Below are 15,670 nucleotides of genomic sequence, written 5' to 3' on the forward strand. Positions count from 1 at the left end.
CCAGCCGCATGGCCACGCTCACACGCCGCTTCATCATCATCTGCCTGATCTTCGTGATCTTCGCGCTGTGGATGGCCGCTGCGGTCGCCAATGCCGGCCACGCATCGCGCGGCTGGCGCGATGGACCGTTCCACGCATGCGTTTTTCATCCCGATCTGAATTGCAGGGCTTCGCGTTGAATCCGGCCTCCAAGGAATGACACAATGAACACACACACCCGCCGATCCATTTCCACCTTCATCCGGATTGCCGCTTTCACCGCCTTTTTCGTCGGCCCTGTCGGCGCCTTCGCCTTCGCCAATGCCGGCGACAAGGGGCCGGGCATGTCGGGTGCAGGATTCGTGCTTTACATCAGTCTGCAGCGTCAGGGCCATTGAGCAGGGCACTGCGTGTCGCTGAACGCCCGTGACACACTGCCGGCCATTCGCAAATAGCGCGCTGCCGGCAATCGGACTTTCACCCGATTCCCCTGAAGCACCTTTTGGCCACGAACGCCTTTTGCTTGTCGATCATTCTCGTATATAACAGTGTATGGAACAACGAATCTCTTCACACACAGCCAACAGCTTCATTTCACCCGATCCTATCAAACCGCAGGAATTTTCCGATGCGGCGAGTGCGGTTGCGGCGCTCGAAGCCATCTATGAACGTAACACACGATTTTTGTGCGAGGCCTTTCAGGGCCTTGCCACCGAGCGGCCAAAAGGCCGCTTTCGCGCATTTTATCCGCAGATAAGCCTGGAGACCACATCCTTCGGCATGATCGATTCGCGGCTGTCCTTCGGCCACGTGGTGTCGCCGGGCTGCTATGCCGCCACGATAACCCGTCCGGCGCTTTTTCGCTCCTACCTGATCAACCAGTTCGAACTGCTGCTGCGCAATCACGGCGCACCGCTGACAGTTTCAGAGTCAGACACGCCAATCCCGCTGCATTTCGCCTTCGGCGAAGGCGCCTATGTCGAAGCGGCGGTGGCCGAGAAACTCGACATGCCGCTGCGCGATCTGTTCGACACCCCTGATCTGGCCACCACCGACGATGAAATCGTCAACGGGCTTTACGAACCTGGCCCCGGCGAATTGCTGCCCCTGGCGCCGTTCAAGGCGCAACGCATCGATTATTCGCTGGCGCGGCTGTCGCACTACACGGCCACCGCGCCGGACCATTTCCAGAATTTCGTGTTGTTTACCAATTACCAGTTCTACATTGACGAGTTTTGCGAGCACGCCCGCTCGCTGATGTCGGAAGGCGGCAACGACTACGAGTGTTTCGTCGAGCCCGGCAACCTGATCACCCCGGCAGGCCATGGCAGCCCGACCGAGGGGGTCGCTCCACCGCGGCTGCCGCAGATGCCGGCCTATCATCTCAAGCGCAAGGGACATGGCGGCATCACCATGATCAATATCGGCGTCGGCCCGTCCAACGCCAAGACCATTACCGATCATGTCGCGGTGCTGCGCCCGCATGCCTGGCTGATGCTCGGTCACTGCGCCGGCCTGCGCAACAGCCAAAATCTGGGAGATTATGTCCTGGCCCACGCTTATGTGCGTGAGGACCATGTGCTTGATGACGACCTGCCGGCCTGGGTGCCTATCCCTGCCCTGGCGGAAGTCCAGGTCGCCGTCCAGGACGCGGTTGCTGAAGTCACCGGGCTGGAAGGCTACGATCTCAAGCGCATCATGCGCACCGGCACGGTGGCCACCATAGACAACCGCAACTGGGAGCTTCGTGACCAGCGCGGCCCGGTGCAGCGCCTGTCGCAATCGCGCGCCATCGCGCTCGACATGGAATCGGCCACCATCGCCGCCAATGGTTTCCGCTTTCGCGTCCCCTATGGCACGCTGCTCTGCGTCTCCGACAAACCGCTGCATGGCGAACTCAAACTGCCCGGCATGGCTTCCGCCTTTTACAAGACGCAAGTCAACCAGCACCTCAAGATCGGTCTGCTGGCCATGCAAAAGCTCGCTGCCATGCCGCCCGAACGGCTGCATTCCCGCAAACTCAGAAGCTTCTTCGAGACCGCGTTTCAGTGACAGACAGAAAAGGCGGGATCCGAGATCCCGCTTTTTTTTTCAAAGCCATGTCCGCCAACCGAGTTGGTTCGCAGGACGGACGGAGCGACTGACGCCGATTTTGCAGTAACGGCGGAAACGGGCTGGAAGCGGCTTTTGCTGCGCCATGTGCAAAGGTCAGTTATGAGTTGCCTTATCAGCCATCGGCCGCATCCGTCACCTCGCGCCGAGACGGCCACAATTCAAGGATACCCGCGGTTAGAACCAATGCGCCGCCAGTAAGCTCCAATGGGGCGAGATGCTCTGCGGCGAGTACAGCTGCTGATACGGCACCAACAACGACTTCCGTCATCAAGAGAATACCAACACGAGCAGGTTCCAGCCTCAACGTGGCCCACATCAAGCTGGCTATCGACAGCCCCCACCACACGCCACCCGTAACAACGGCTACTCCAAGTGCCTTCACCCAATCATCAGAACTAAGTTCAACGTGCTGGGAATCGAGGAATGGGGCGAGAACCAGAGCCGTGAGTGCAGCACCAACGGCGAACACGAACGCAGATGGAACTGGTGCGAGCTTTGATTTTGTATTCATGCCAGTTGTTCCGATAGACCATAGAATGCCCGCAATAAGTGCCATCCACTCCCCCATACCGCGCGCGGTAGCGGGATTTCCCCGTTTGCGCCCAGCATGACGGAAAGCCCGGCAAGACCGACTACAATCGAAAGTACCCGCAGACGCGTCGTGCGCCACCCCATGACATATCTGCCGATCAAGGTGCTCCAGACGGGAGTGAGGAAATAGAGGAGAATAACAATAGCGACCCGGCCATAGACGAACCCGACCGAATACAACGCGAAGGCTGCACCACCCAAAGCTATGGAGGCGAGAGCGAGGGGATCGGTTCGCAACAACTCCCGCCGCTTTACGATAGCCATCGGCGATAATAGGAGCGCTCCAGCGAGCGTGATAGCAACCGTCCCCCAAGCCCCCGCAAGCCCATTCCCTGTCAGCGATCGGACTGGTATCCAATACAGCCCCCATAGCGCGCCGGTAAAGATAACGACCGCTGTCGCCAATGACGTATTTTGCTTTGTAATCATGCGCTCATCGTTAGAAGGAAATTGTAAAGCAGGCAAAGCGATTTGACCGCCGCTTAGCACGGTCTCATGCGCCAATTGACCCGATGATATGGCGTTATTGGATCAGGGCGAACATCTGACGGCTGCATGCGGGATTACTGGAGGATTCAGGCTGGCCCATAGTGGCTTCGCATTCGGGCTTATGACCGATCAATTCAGTTTAGCGGCATGACCATTGAAGTGGCGTAACCAGCTTTCCGTTCTGATGTTGTCACGTACTTCATAGTCGCGAATGGCTTGGTGAAGATCACCAACATCGTCTGCCTCTCTGTCTCCACCGATTTCGGTCAACCGCATCGTATACCACGCCGTTATTCCACCCTCTGGCGCATCTGGAAACCTCGGAAAGGCTGGTTCTGGAGTCTGGTTTGCGATCCAGAGGTTGGGAAGGGCCGGTTCAAGGACAAGCGCACGGGCAAGGCCGACGACATCGACCGTACCGTTCGTCACTGCCTCTTCCGCCTGCGCCCGCGTTTTGAAGCCGCCGGTCAGCATCAAAGGCTTGGATGTCACCGTACGGGCGCGTTTGGCAAACTTGATGAAATATGGCCCGCCTCCCGCGCTGTCAGAAGCAGACTTCGCGCCCGGGAAATATGTCCCGCCGCTGATGTCGATGAGGTCCACGGATGACCTGTCCAGAGCGGACACCACCTGGAGCGCGCCGTCTTCGTCAAACCCGCCTTCGAGTTGGTCTGAAGAGTTGAGCTTCACCGCGATTGGAAAGTTCGGGCCGACTGCCGCACGCGTTGCCTCAATGGAGTCGAGCAAAAGCCTCATGCGGTTACCAATCGCCCCGCCATAAGCATCGCTGCGTTTATTGAACAAAGGTGACAGGAACTGGCTGAGCAGAAAGCCGTGTGCTGCGTGAATCTGAACACCACCAAACCCAGCCTGCTGTGCCAACCTGGCTGTCCTAGCGAATTCTAACGGCACCTGACGGATTTCATTCTGTGTCATCCCCTCACAACGAAGCCCAGGGAGATCGAGCGCGCTTGGCCCCGTGGGGTTACTGATTGGCGCGAATGCGAGCGCCCCAGCGTGACCGAGTTGCAGCCACAACTGTGTGCCGTCTTTACCGCCATGCTCGGCAAGGTTCCGAAACTTTGAGATGTCAGAATCTGCGTTGAACACCAGATTTCCGGGCTTTTCGGCGTAGTTGGATGTGGCCTGCACCTCACCAATAATCGATACCGCCAACCCACCTTCTGCCCAACGCTGATACAGCCTGTTTTGTTCGGTTGTCGGATGGCCCGTTCCGTCGCCCAAGGAGTCCGACATTGCAGATTTTGCAATCCGATTCTTCAAAACGACGCCGCAAGGCAATTCAAGCGGCTCAAACAGAACCCTATTTTGTTTCATACGAATAGCTCCAGTCAAAGTTCAGCGACGTTCAATACATCTATGAAAATTCTTGGTGCGGCAACTCAATGTAAGTTTGGATGCTTTGCTGCCGTTCGCTGCGGATAACACGAATGGCGGCTTTGGGCCGCGCCTTGCCCTTGATCTTTTTTCCCCGCTTCACACCCGCTCCGCTCTGGTGAAGGCTTCGCCAGTTCCACTGCGGTGACCGCGTAACGGGAGATGCCATACCCGAATTGCATGCCCCCGGTTCAGACGCCGTCTTGAAGGTGTTGGCCTGATCCGGACCACCCTACCCACGCAGTCAGGTCACACAACTTGACGATAGTTGTTCGCCCGTCTTTATGCGTGGGTTTTTTATCTGCTTTCACAATCTCATCAGACGCAGTAAGCAACCTGATCTTTGAATTTTTGGAACATGTCATGGCGCAAAAAGCCACTATCTATAAGGTCGAACTTTCAGTCTCCGATATGGATCGTCACTATTACGACACCCATCAACTGACCGTTGCCAAACACCCCTCGGAGACGGATGAACGGCTGATGGTGCGTATTTTGGCTTTTGCCCTGAATGCCCATGAGCATCTGGAAATGACAAAGGGCCTTTCAACGGATGACGAGCCGGACATCTGGCAGAAAAGCCTGAGCGGCGAACTTGAATTGTGGGTAGCGCTTGGGCTTCCCAGCGAAAAACTGATGCGCCAGTCCTGTGGCAAGGCCGACAAGGTGATCGTCTATCCCTATGGCGGCAGGACGGCCGAGATGTGGTGGGACAAGATCAAAAACAGCACCGCCCGTTTTGGAAATCTTCAAGTGACAAATTTTTCCGAGAAAGACACGGCTGAACTGGCAAAACTGGCAAGCCGCGCGATGAAGCTCCAGGTAAATATTCAGGACGGCGAGGTGATGGTCAGCGTTGGTGACAGCATCGTTTACGTTACCCCGTCAAAATGGAAGAGTGCCGTATAACTCACGGGTTTCGGGCGTAAAAACGGGCTTGAGTTGCTCGGGTGCCGATCATGATCAGATCCGGCTCACCCGATGTCAGCACTCAAGAAGCTGCGCTGCAGCGCCGAGAGTTTCCGCGGACTGCCACTTCGGCCAAAAGTGACAGTCGGCCATAAAGGCCGAAAGTCGCAATCGGGCTCGAACCGGGCCAGCACGGCTTGCGGTTGCTCAAAGCCGGCACTGCAAAGCTGCAATTTCAGGCAAGGCGCATCTGCGCGCCCTGCCCCGCCGCGCCTCACATATTGGTATAAACCGGCCCCTCGCCGCCCTGTGGCGGCACCCAGTTGATGTTCTGGTTGGGATCCTTGATGTCGCAGGTCTTGCAGTGCACGCAGTTCTGCGCGTTGATGACGAAGGTCGGCGTGCCGTCCGTCTCGATCCATTCATAGACGCCTGCCGGGCAATACCGATTGGAAGGCCCGCCATAAACGTCCAGTTCCGAGGTCTTCTGCAGCGCCATGTCCTTGACCTGCAGGTGCACCGGTTCGTTTTCCTCATGGTTGGTGTTGGACAAAAACACCGAGGACAGCCGGTCGAAGGTCAGCACCCCGTCAGGCCTTGGATAGTCGATCTTCTTGTGCTGTGCCGCAGGCTCCAGCATTGCATAGTCCGGCTTGCCGTGGCTCATCGTGCCGAATGGCGAAATGCCGAACAGGGTGTTGAGCCACATGTCGAGCCCGCCCAGCGCCACGCCGCCGATGGTGCCGAGTTTTGACCACAGCGGTTTGACGTTGCGCACCTTCTTCAGATCCGCACCGATCTCGGAACTGCGCCAGGCGGCGTCATATCCGTCCAGCGTATCCTGCGCCCGGCCAGCCGCAATGGCTTCGGCCGCATGTTCCGCCGCAATCATCCCCGACAGCACCGCATTGTGTGACCCCTTGATGCGGGCAACATTGACGAAACCAGCCGAACAGCCGATCAGCGCGCCGCCCGGGAAGACAAGCTTGGGCACCGACTGCCATCCGCCCTCGGAAATGGCGCGCGCGCCGTAACCAATCCGCTTGCCGCCCTCGAACACCGGAGCAATCGCCGGATGGGTCTTGAAACGCTGGAATTCCTCGAACGGGGAAATCCACGGGTTCTTGTAATTGAGGTGAACGACGAAACCGACCGCCACCTGATTGTCTTCGAGGTGATAGAGGAACGATCCCCCGCCGGTCTTCATGTCGAGCGGCCAGCCGAACGAGTGCTGCACCAGGCCCGGTTTGTGATGCTCGGGCTTGACCTGCCACAACTCCTTGAGACCGATGCCGTATTTCTGCGGATCGCGGTCCTCGTCCATTTTGAACCGGGAAATCAGTTGCTTGGCCAGAGAGCCGCGGACGCCCTCGCCAATCAGCACGTATTTGCCCAACAGCGCCATGCCGCGGGCGTAATTGGGACCGGGTTCGCCATTGCGCTCGACGCCCATGTCGCCGGTCGCCACACCGATGACCGCGTCCTCGTCATTGGTCAGAATCTCCGTGGCGGCAAAACCCGGATAGATCTCCACCCCGAGCGCCTCGGCGCGATCGCCAAGCCACTTTGTCACATTGGAAAGCGATACAATGAAATTGCCATGATTGTTCATCAATGGCGGCATCAGGAAATTCGGTAGCCGCACCGAACCGGCCGGCCCAAGCACAAGAAACTGATCAGCGGTGACCGGCGTCTTGAAAGGATGATCGGGATCATCGCGCCAATCGGGTATCAGCTTGTCGATTCCGACAGGATCGACCACGGCGCCCGACAGAATATGCGCGCCGACTTCGCCCCCCTTCTCCAGAACAACAACTGTCAACTCCGGATTGATCTGTTTCAGCCGGATCGCCGAAGAAAGGCCCGCGGGACCCGCGCCGACAATCACCACATCAAATTCCATGCTTTCGCGTTCAGGAAGCTCAGCAATATCGTTCATCGGAAATCCTCATCTCTTCATCAGACCGGCGCCGAAACAGCCCTGGCGCGCCAGGCAACTTCAACTCCGGCTTTGACACGCTCCCCTGACAGTCCCGACTGCCCGTTTCACTGTCCGGTCCACCCAATTGGCCTTGCGGCCGATTCCCCCTGTCATGACAAATGACACGCGCGAAGTCGAGCCGGAATTCGACAGGCTACGCTCTGTTGCGTATCAAATACTGACGCTTACGTAAACGTAAATAACAGATATAGTCTCTGCGTCTCCGCGCTGTGAAGACCCATATGCGGCGGATAGGTGCCCCGGCATTTATCGACGACCGGACGTCAAAAATGAACACAGAGCTGGACCGGCACCGTGATATCGCCTGGAGTTACCAAACGCTTCAGCCCGCGCGGGCAAACATCGGATGCATCGACAAGACCAGCACAGCGCCGATGATGGTTCCATTCGTGCCAGGCAATGGCGTCATCCGGCAATTGACCGCGAACAAGCGTCCACAGGTATCGGGAATCTCATAATCGTAAGAAACACATGCGCCGCCAAAACATTGATCGAGACGCGGTTTGGCCCGTTCTTCAAACCGTTCCATATCTATGATTTCGAACAGCGGCTTGCCGATAAAGTCAGAAGACCGTTTCTCATGAAAATCGGCGTTGCGCTTGTTGCAATAGATATAGCGATAGTCGAGCCCGATTATCGCCACCCGCTCCGGCAAACAATCCAGCGCCAGTTCGTGCACAGACGGGTCGTAACCGTCCAGCACAGGAAGATACGCCAATCCCGGCATTCCCGGCTTCAAGCCCGTATCAAAATCCATATAGCGCTCGAACAAGGAGGTCATCGCGTCGGTGTAACGCCAGACACTGCTGCCATCTTCACAATTTCGCTGCGCAAGCCTTTTGAAAAAACCGATTTGAGCTGAAATCTCGCTGCGGCTGTGAACCCGCAACGCAAACAACCGGTCTATCAATATCTGAATCCGGGCATCAATCCTGTCAACCGCAGCTTCATCCTCATGACACGCTGCAGCAAGAAGCTGATTCGCCAGATATTCATATTCCTGGACAAGTTGAGACAGCATCTAAACTCCAGCCCTCACCCGGTTCCCTTGCAGGATTGTCTCCACCACAAGAAATACAACCTGCCGGCAAGTCACCATACATTCTTGCTCCCGCCTGAGGCTATACTTTATTGCGTTCACCAAAAATCATGCAACAGCATCTCAGTATGAGCGACGAAATTCTATTTGGCGCAATGGATGTCTATCCCAATATATTTGCTCATTCAATGACAAGGCCACCTCCGGGTCGATCCGGAAGCATCGCTTCACGACAATGGTGCAATCGGGGAATATGCCGGAATGATATTGGTCATGTAATTGTACGGCTGCTGGTTGGCGTTGTCTTACTGCGCAGCCCGCTCCGCCAGCTTTGCCAGGTCAGGCACATCCAGATGCCGGTTGTTGCGAATATGGATGATGCCGTCCTTGCGCAACTTGGTCATCTGCCGGCTTACCGTCTCAATGGTCAGGCCAAGAAAATCGGCAATATCTGAGCGAGTCAGCGGCAATTCAAAACTGGCAGACTCACTTTCCGATTCAGGATCTATATGAGTGGCGATCAGGTACAAAAGACTGGCCACTTTTTCCGATGCCGTCTTTCGTCCCAACGTCAGCATCCAGTCGCGGGCCTCGTCCAGTTCCTTCAAGGTTTGCTCGAGCAGCCTGTGCTCGAGTTCCGGCGTATCCCTGATCATTCTGTCGATCAGCGTCTTGGGAAAGCTGCAGACATTAACGTCTGTGGCGGCATCGGCGGCAATACTGCTGTCAATCCGAAACGGGCGACCTAGAAAATCGGGCGCAAATTGCAGACCGACAATCTGCTGCCTGCCGTCTGCCATCATTTTAGTCAGCTTCACCACGCCCGAGATGATATTCGCGTAGTTGCTGGATTCCTGGCTTTCCCCGATAAGCTGGGAGCCTATAGCAACGTGTTTGCGTGTCGATTGCTTGTTCAGGGTAATCAACTGACTGGCGGACAAAGCGCCGCACACACCCCGGTGACGCGCTTCACATGCCCGGCACAAAACTGGAATTTCAGAATTGTGGATGTCTTTGCGTTGCGCGTCCATCAAGCCCTCAATGCCCGCAGGGGCAACCTGCCGCCTGCATACCACAATACCCAGCTGCCTCCTCCATGGGCCACAAAGAACAGCGAGGTTTGATCAAAGTCAAGGCGCGCAGGCTTCACATAAGCAATGTACGCACTCAAGTATGGGAGATCGGTGAATGCGAAAAGATTTTCTCCGCAAACATGGTGGGCCGGCCCCACGCTATACCAGCTATCCGACAGCCCCGCATTTCCATGCCGGGATTGACGGCGATGTTTACGCGCGCTGGCTGCGGCAACTGAAGCCGGGGCAGACTGTATCTCTTTATATCCACATCCCCTGGTGCGACCGGCTTTGTTGGTTTTGCGGCTGCAACACCAAGCAGACCCTGAAATATGAACCGCTCACGACTTATCTGGCCGCTCTCACAAACGAGATCGAGACGATTTCGAGCCTGATAGATCCGGGCTGCCGGGTCACCGCGCTGCACCTGGGCGGCGGATCGCCGACCATGCTGCGCCCTGATGACATCGTGACCCTCAGCCAGACACTGCGCAACCGGTTCAATTTCGACGCCGATGCCGAAATCAGCGTGGAAATGGATCCCAACGACCTCACAGCCGACAGATATGATGCACTTGCTGCCATTGGAATGACCCGCGCCTCTATTGGTGTCCAGGATTTTGACGAAAAGGTACAGAGAGCCATCAACCGCGAGCAGACATTCGAACAGACCCGGGACGTCGTCGAACAGGTCCGGGCCCGCGGTGTCCGTTCGGTCAATTGCGACGTGCTCTACGGTCTGCCGCACCAGACCCGAAAATCCATGGACCGTACCATCAAGAAGGTTCTCTCCCTCACCCCGGACCGGATCGCGCTGTTCGGCTACGCTCACGTCCCGTGGATGAAAGCCAATCAGAAGATGATCGACGAGGCAGCGTTACCGGATGTGACGGAGCGGTTCGCGCAGATGAACCGTGCCGCCTCTTCACTGACCCTTGCGGGATACACCGCCATTGGCATCGATCATTTTGCGTTGCCTGCCGACAGCTTGGCGATTGCTGCAGCTTCCGGCGCGATGCGGCGCAATTTCCAAGGCTACACCAGCGACACCGCCGATGCGCTGATCGGCATGGGAGCCTCCTCCATAGGTCAGCTGCCGCAAGGTTATGTGCAGAACCAGCCATCGACTGGCGAATACCAGCGTCAGGTCAATCTCGGCCGGCTTCCAGTTGTGCGCGGCTTTGAACTTTCAACCGAAGACCGTATCCGCGCCCGCATCATCGAGTTGTTGATGTGCGATTTCGCCTTTTCCTTTGCCACCATCCGGCACGAATTCGGCGGCGCTGCGGAAAGCATCCTCGATGAAGCCGAGTATCTGGCTGGCTGCGACACCGATGGCATGATCGAATTCGCCGGCGGACTTTTCCAGATCACACAGAAAGGCAGACCTTTCGTGCGATCCGTGGCGTCCGCATTCGACGCCTATTTTGGCACCGGCACCGCCCGCCATTCCCTTGCGGTCTGATCGCCTCAGTCTTATCTGGTAATATCATTCGGGTCCGTTGGCCAATAGCGGGCAAAGAAGCCATTGGCTTTTGCGCCGGATTTTTCTATAGCTTCGCCCAAACTGTTATCCAATGAGGACATGAGCGTGACCGCAACTTTTGACAAGGTCGCCGACATCATCGCAGAAACAAGCGAGATTGACCGCGATTCCATCACCACAGAAAGCCACACGATTGATGATTTGGGCATCGACAGCCTGGATTTCCTCGACATTGTTTTCGCTGTCGACAAGGAATTCGGCATCAAGATCCCGCTCGAGCAGTGGACCCAGGAAGTCAATGACGGGAAAGCTTCGACAGAGGAATATTTCGTTCTTGGAAACCTTTGCACCAAGATTGATGAGCTGAGAGCAGCAAAGGGTTGAGGCCCGGCGCGGCGGGGCTTTTCCATGCAACTTGAATACTTCCAGATGATTGACCGCATTGTGGCGCTTGACCTTGAGCATGCCACTCTGGTTGCAAGCTCGAAAGTCCCCGACGCCAGCCCTGTATTCGAAGGCCATTTTCCCGGGATGCCATTGGTTCCCGGCGTCTTGCTGATAGAAACCATGGCTCAGGCCAGCGGCTTTCTGGTTCTCGCCAAGACCGGCTTTTCGGCAATGCCGTTTCTGATGACAGTGGATGGCGCCAAGATGCGAGATTTCGTCACACCCGGAACGGCTCTGGAGATCACTGCGACGCTGGAGCATGAGGGCTCCGGCTATGCGGTGACCAAGGCCAAAATCACCAGCGGTGGCAAGAAGGTGGCCGACTGTCAGCTCAAGCTCAGGACAGTTCCTTTTGATCAGGTACCGCTTGCCGAAACAGTGCGCACCCGCGCCGGCGAAGTGGGACTTTTGAGCGCCATGGCGAATGCCACAGGAGATCGGCAATGACAGACAAGCGCCATGAGGTGGTGGTAACCGGCATCGGTCTGGTGACGTCCCTCGGGGTAGGACGTCAAGTCCATCACGATGTGCTGATGGGCGGTGCTGCGCCGGCCCGCAACGTCGACACTGACAGTTTTGCGCCCTACACGGTTCATCCTCTTCCCGAGATTGACTGGTCACAGCAGATTCCGCGCCGCGGCGACCAGCGCCAGATGGAAAACTGGCAACGGCTTGGCGTCTACGCAGCAGGCCTGGCTCTCGATGATGCGGGGCTCAAGGGTGACCTGGAGTCTTGCGCGTCGATGGACATGATCGTGGCTGCCGGTGGCGGTGAACGTGATATCGCCGTTGACACGCTGATTATCGAAGAAGGTCGCAAACGTAACGACCGGGAACAATTGCTCAACGAAAAATTGACCACCGAACTGCGTCCGACATTGTTTCTCGCCCAATTGTCCAATCTGCTCGCCGGCAACATTTCAATCGTCCACAAAGTCACCGGATCATCCCGGACCCTGATGGGAGAGGAAGGCGCGGGCATTTCGGCCATCGAGGTCGCCCATGCCCGTATATCCGCCGGACAGTCGACGCATTGCCTTGTCGGCGGCGCATTCATCGCTGAACGTATCGACATGATGATGGTGATCGAAGCAGTTCAGGGGCTCGGCAAGACCCCGGACAGACCGTTCTGGAACAGCGATGGATCGGCGAATGGCCTGAACCTGGGAACATCCGGCGCGTTTCTGGTCCTCGAATCACTCGAGCACGCCACTGCCCGCGGCGCCCATATCTATGCCCGCCTCGACGCAGTTGCAGCCGATCGCGGCTCGCGCGACCATGATCAGCTGGAGAACCGGTTGAACCGCCTGTCCGACGATACCGGCGCACCACAGACCGGTGCCGATACTGTGGTCTTTTGCGGAACCAGCGGCTTTCCGGATCTGGCAGCTCGCGAACGGGCTTTCCTGAAATCACGGTTCCCGGCAACGCCTGTGCGCACCGTCGGCGCCCTGTTCGGTCACTCCCTGGAGGCCCAATTCCCCACCGGACTGGCGCTTGCCTGCCTGACGCTTGACGCCGAGGGGCCAATTAGCCCCTTCGCGGCCGGCGACGACGGCACCGCCTCGACTGCTGCCAATTCGGCGATCGTAACCACGATTGGTCACGCTCGCGGCGAAGGCATCGCCCGCCTGACGAGAATGCCATGAGACGGAGACAATCATGAGCAAAGCCGCCTACAAGGACCATCTGGGCCGCCCGCTGGTAGCAGTCACCGGCATGGGCGTCGTCTCGTCTCTGGGTCAGGGTATCAAAGACAACTGGGCCGCACTGACCGCGGGCAAATCCGGGATCCATCCGATCACCCGGTTTCCGTCAGAGGGCTTGTCCACACGGATCAGCGGCACCGTCGATTTCATCGACATCCCGGTTTCCAATGCGGTCGAACGCTCCTTCGCGTTTGCTCGGGAGACCACCATTGAAGCGCTCGCGCAAGCCGGTCTTTCCGGCGATTTCGGTGGTCCGCTGTTCCTCGCGGCGCCTCCGATTGAACCGGAATGGAGCGCGCGCTTCGAGCTTGGCGACCGCGTGCAGCCCGACGCGATGAGCGGAAACGCCTATGAGCAATTCCTCACCGTGTTGCGCGAACAAGCCGACCCGCAATTCCATGAAGCGGTCTTGTTCGGGGCCATTTCGGAGCGTCTGGCCGATAGGTTCGGAACCCGTGGACTGCCTGTCACGCTGTCGACGGCCTGCGCATCCGGCGCAACCGCCATCCAGCTTGGCGTCGAAGCTATCCGCCAGGGACGTGTTGACCGCGCGCTGAGCGTGGCTACCGACGGTTCGGTCAGCGCCGAAGCGCTGATCCGGTTTTCACTGCTCTCTGCGCTATCAACCAACAACGACCGGCCCGAGACGGCTTCCCGCCCCTTCACCAAGGATCGCGACGGATTCGTGATTGCCGAGGGAGCTGCAACACTGGTGCTCGAATCGTTGGAGACAGCCATCGCTCGCGGCGCGCGGGTTCTGGGCATCATCAGCGGCTGCGGCGAGAAGGCCGACGATTTCCATCGCACCCGCTCTTCGCCCGGCGGCGCACCGGCGATCGCCACCATTCGCGCGGCTCTGGCAGACGCCGGGATATCTGCCGATGAAATCGGCTATATCAACGCCCATGGCACCTCGACCCCCGAAAATGACAAGATGGAATATCTGTCATTGTCGACCGTGTTCGGCGACCGTATGGCCAATGTACCGGTATCATCCAACAAATCGATGATCGGCCATACGCTGACCGCGGCGGGCGCGGTGGAGGCGGTATTTTCCCTGCTGACCATTTCGACCGGCGTTCTTCCGCCCACCATCAATTACGACAATCCGGACCCTACAATCCCGCTCGACGTGGTCCCCAATGTCAAACGCGACGCCACGGTCACCAGCGTTCTGTCCAACTCTTTCGGCTTTGGCGGACAAAACGCATGCCTTGTCATGTCGGCTGAACCCGCTTAAGGCATGTCGCACTCCGGCGATCCTGCGGCATTGCCGGTCAAACATCCATTCAAGGTGTGAGCGAACAAGCGTGGCGCCCACCTGGATCCCGGCGTTTGGGCTCCACCTGTAAAGACATTGGCGGCCGACAGGGCTCCGCCATGCGGCGAAGGACACTATCCATGCGGGCATTGCAGCTTATCGAAGATCGCAAGCTTGAAACGGTGGACTTGCCGCCGCCGCCGCCGCCGGGCATCGGCGAAGCCACTGTTTCCATCAAGGCGGTTGCGCTCAACCATATTGATGTCTGGGGTTGGCGCGGCATGGCCTTTGCCAAACGCAAGATGCCGCTGGTAATCGGCGCCGAGGCATCAGGCGTGATTGACGCGGTTGGCCATGGCGTTTCCGGTCTGGTTCCCGGCCAGTTGGTTGCAATCTACGGCGCACGCACATGCGGGCTGTGCCGTCCCTGCCGCGAAGGCCGCGACAATCTTTGCGAACACGTCAGCGGCGTTCACGGCTTCCATCTCGATGGCTTTGCCCAGGAAAAGGTCAATCTGCCGGCCCGGCTTCTGGTGCCCGCACCTCCCGGCGTCACAGCCATCGGCGCGGCTGTCACACCGGTGACCTTCGGCACAGTCGAACACATGCTGTTAGACAATGCCAGACTCGAGCCGGGTGAAACCATCCTCGTTCACGCCGGAGGATCGGGCATAGGATCCGCCGCAATCCAGCTCGCCAAGAAGATCGGTTGCACCGTTATCACCACCGTCGGCTCCGATGCGAAGATCGAACCGGCCAGGGCATTGGGCGCGGACCATGTGATCAATTACCGCGAAGACCGTTTCGAGGGTGTGGTTCGCAAACTCACCAAGAAACGCGGTGTCGATGTGGTGTTCGAACATGTCGGCGCTGACACATGGGCAGGCTCTATGCTGTCGCTCAGGCGCGGCGGACGGCTGGTGACTTGCGGCTCGACCTCCGGCGTCTCCACCCAGATGAACCTGATGATGTTGTTCCAGCAACAGCTCAAATTGTTCGGGTCGTTTGGCTGCCGTATGGAAAACATGGCCAATGCCATGCAGAAAATGGCCGCCAACCTCGTCCATCCGGTCATTGATACGGAAGTCGGTTTTGACGATATTTCCGTCGCCCTGGCCCGCATGGAAGACCGCGATGTCTTCGGCAAAATCATTCTCAAGATGGATTAAGGT

At 57.8% G+C, this 15,670-nt stretch carries 16 protein-coding genes; 10 read left to right on the forward strand and 6 right to left on the reverse strand.

What is annotated here, in order from left to right:
- Positions 1-8: 8 nt before the first annotated feature.
- The 3 genes from ABJN75_RS18030 (at position 9) to ABJN75_RS18040 (ending at position 2,031) form a co-directional block, all read left to right on the forward strand.
- Complete coding sequence (locus ABJN75_RS18030; RefSeq protein ID WP_348440968.1) at positions 9-179, forward strand: hypothetical protein; 171 nt, start codon at positions 9-11, stop codon at positions 177-179.
- 24 nt (positions 180-203) lie between these two features.
- Positions 204-377, forward strand: coding sequence for a hypothetical protein (locus ABJN75_RS18035; RefSeq protein WP_348440969.1), 174 nt, complete (start codon positions 204-206; stop codon positions 375-377).
- A gap of 154 nt (positions 378-531) precedes the next feature.
- Positions 532-2,031 (forward strand): AMP nucleosidase, encoded by a 1,500-nt coding sequence (locus tag ABJN75_RS18040; protein WP_348440970.1) that lies wholly within the window; start codon positions 532-534, stop codon positions 2,029-2,031.
- A 175-nt stretch (positions 2,032-2,206) separates the two neighbouring features.
- Here the strand turns inward: ABJN75_RS18040 and ABJN75_RS18045 are convergent, their stop codons facing one another.
- The 3 genes from ABJN75_RS18045 to ABJN75_RS18055 form a co-directional block, all read right to left on the reverse strand.
- Complete coding sequence (locus ABJN75_RS18045; RefSeq protein WP_348440971.1) at positions 2,207-2,605, reverse strand: hypothetical protein; 399 nt, start codon at positions 2,603-2,605, stop codon at positions 2,207-2,209.
- Complete coding sequence (locus ABJN75_RS18050; protein ID WP_348440972.1) at positions 2,602-3,189, reverse strand: EamA family transporter; 588 nt, start codon at positions 3,187-3,189, stop codon at positions 2,602-2,604. The genes ABJN75_RS18045 and ABJN75_RS18050 overlap by 4 nt, the downstream gene beginning before the upstream one ends.
- A 114-nt stretch (positions 3,190-3,303) precedes the next feature.
- On the reverse strand, positions 3,304-4,512 hold the full coding sequence (locus ABJN75_RS18055) for an NADH:flavin oxidoreductase/NADH oxidase family protein (RefSeq protein WP_348440973.1): 1,209 nt from the start codon (positions 4,510-4,512) through the stop codon (positions 3,304-3,306).
- Between the two features lie 423 nt (positions 4,513-4,935).
- On the opposite strand from ABJN75_RS18055, the gene ABJN75_RS18060 reads away from it, so the two are divergent.
- A complete protein-coding gene (locus ABJN75_RS18060; protein WP_348440974.1) occupies positions 4,936-5,481 on the forward strand; it encodes a YaeQ family protein in 546 nt (181 codons plus the stop codon).
- A gap of 274 nt (positions 5,482-5,755) precedes the next feature.
- Here the strand turns inward: ABJN75_RS18060 and ABJN75_RS18065 are convergent, their stop codons facing one another.
- The 3 genes from ABJN75_RS18065 to ABJN75_RS18075 form a co-directional block, all read right to left on the reverse strand.
- Positions 5,756-7,420: an electron transfer flavoprotein-ubiquinone oxidoreductase gene (locus ABJN75_RS18065; RefSeq protein WP_348440975.1), complete on the reverse strand. Its 1,665-nt coding sequence runs from the start codon at positions 7,418-7,420 to the stop codon at positions 5,756-5,758.
- Positions 7,421-7,805: 385 nt separating this feature from the next.
- On the reverse strand, positions 7,806-8,504 hold the full coding sequence (locus ABJN75_RS18070) for a PAS domain-containing protein (RefSeq protein WP_348440976.1): 699 nt from the start codon (positions 8,502-8,504) through the stop codon (positions 7,806-7,808).
- Between the two features lie 323 nt (positions 8,505-8,827).
- A complete protein-coding gene (locus ABJN75_RS18075) occupies positions 8,828-9,553 on the reverse strand; it encodes a Crp/Fnr family transcriptional regulator (RefSeq protein ID WP_348440977.1) in 726 nt (241 codons plus the stop codon).
- 157 nt (positions 9,554-9,710) lie between these two features.
- Between ABJN75_RS18075 and hemN the strand changes: the two genes are divergently transcribed.
- The 6 genes from hemN to ABJN75_RS18105 all read left to right on the forward strand — a co-directional run bounded on the left by hemN (position 9,711) and on the right by ABJN75_RS18105 (position 15,667).
- Positions 9,711-11,060, forward strand: a complete 1,350-nt coding sequence (hemN, locus tag ABJN75_RS18080; protein ID WP_348440978.1) for an oxygen-independent coproporphyrinogen III oxidase — start codon at positions 9,711-9,713, stop codon at positions 11,058-11,060.
- 120 nt (positions 11,061-11,180) lie between these two features.
- Entirely contained in the window at positions 11,181-11,465 is a 285-nt protein-coding gene (locus ABJN75_RS18085) for an acyl carrier protein (RefSeq protein ID WP_348440979.1), read from the forward strand.
- Between the two features lie 24 nt (positions 11,466-11,489).
- Complete coding sequence (locus ABJN75_RS18090; protein WP_348440980.1) at positions 11,490-11,975, forward strand: 3-hydroxyacyl-ACP dehydratase FabZ family protein; 486 nt, start codon at positions 11,490-11,492, stop codon at positions 11,973-11,975.
- Positions 11,972-13,177 carry a beta-ketoacyl-ACP synthase gene (locus ABJN75_RS18095; RefSeq protein ID WP_348440981.1) on the forward strand — a complete coding sequence of 402 codons (1,206 nt, stop codon included), beginning with the start codon at positions 11,972-11,974 and terminating at the stop codon, positions 13,175-13,177. The genes ABJN75_RS18090 and ABJN75_RS18095 overlap by 4 nt, the downstream gene beginning before the upstream one ends.
- A gap of 13 nt (positions 13,178-13,190) precedes the next feature.
- A complete protein-coding gene (locus ABJN75_RS18100) occupies positions 13,191-14,477 on the forward strand; it encodes a beta-ketoacyl-ACP synthase (RefSeq protein ID WP_348440982.1) in 1,287 nt (428 codons plus the stop codon).
- Positions 14,478-14,638: 161 nt separating this feature from the next.
- Positions 14,639-15,667, forward strand: coding sequence for a zinc-binding dehydrogenase (locus ABJN75_RS18105; RefSeq protein WP_348440983.1), 1,029 nt, complete (start codon positions 14,639-14,641; stop codon positions 15,665-15,667).
- Positions 15,668-15,670: the final 3 nt, after the last annotated feature.

The sequence above is a fragment of the Hoeflea sp. genome, assembly GCF_039975035.1.
Classification (GTDB): domain Bacteria; phylum Pseudomonadota; class Alphaproteobacteria; order Rhizobiales; family Rhizobiaceae; genus Hoeflea.

Coding starts and splice junctions, on each gene's coding strand:
- ABJN75_RS18100 (WP_348440982.1), top strand. CDS start 13,191: ATGAGCAAAGCCGCCTACAAGGACCATCTGGGCCGCCCGCTGGTAGCA.
- ABJN75_RS18055 (WP_348440973.1), bottom strand. CDS start 4,512: ATGAAACAAAATAGGGTTCTGTTTGAGCCGCTTGAATTGCCTTGCGGC.
- ABJN75_RS18085 (WP_348440979.1), top strand. CDS start 11,181: ATGAGCGTGACCGCAACTTTTGACAAGGTCGCCGACATCATCGCAGAA.
- ABJN75_RS18065 (WP_348440975.1), bottom strand. CDS start 7,420: ATGAACGATATTGCTGAGCTTCCTGAACGCGAAAGCATGGAATTTGAT.
- ABJN75_RS18045 (WP_348440971.1), bottom strand. CDS start 2,605: ATGAATACAAAATCAAAGCTCGCACCAGTTCCATCTGCGTTCGTGTTC.
- ABJN75_RS18040 (WP_348440970.1), top strand. CDS start 532: ATGGAACAACGAATCTCTTCACACACAGCCAACAGCTTCATTTCACCC.
- ABJN75_RS18090 (WP_348440980.1), top strand. CDS start 11,490: ATGCAACTTGAATACTTCCAGATGATTGACCGCATTGTGGCGCTTGAC.
- ABJN75_RS18030 (WP_348440968.1), top strand. CDS start 9: ATGGCCACGCTCACACGCCGCTTCATCATCATCTGCCTGATCTTCGTG.
- ABJN75_RS18105 (WP_348440983.1), top strand. CDS start 14,639: ATGCGGGCATTGCAGCTTATCGAAGATCGCAAGCTTGAAACGGTGGAC.
- ABJN75_RS18035 (WP_348440969.1), top strand. CDS start 204: ATGAACACACACACCCGCCGATCCATTTCCACCTTCATCCGGATTGCC.
- ABJN75_RS18075 (WP_348440977.1), bottom strand. CDS start 9,553: ATGGACGCGCAACGCAAAGACATCCACAATTCTGAAATTCCAGTTTTG.
- ABJN75_RS18070 (WP_348440976.1), bottom strand. CDS start 8,504: ATGCTGTCTCAACTTGTCCAGGAATATGAATATCTGGCGAATCAGCTT.
- hemN (WP_348440978.1), top strand. CDS start 9,711: ATGCGAAAAGATTTTCTCCGCAAACATGGTGGGCCGGCCCCACGCTAT.
- ABJN75_RS18060 (WP_348440974.1), top strand. CDS start 4,936: ATGGCGCAAAAAGCCACTATCTATAAGGTCGAACTTTCAGTCTCCGAT.
- ABJN75_RS18095 (WP_348440981.1), top strand. CDS start 11,972: ATGACAGACAAGCGCCATGAGGTGGTGGTAACCGGCATCGGTCTGGTG.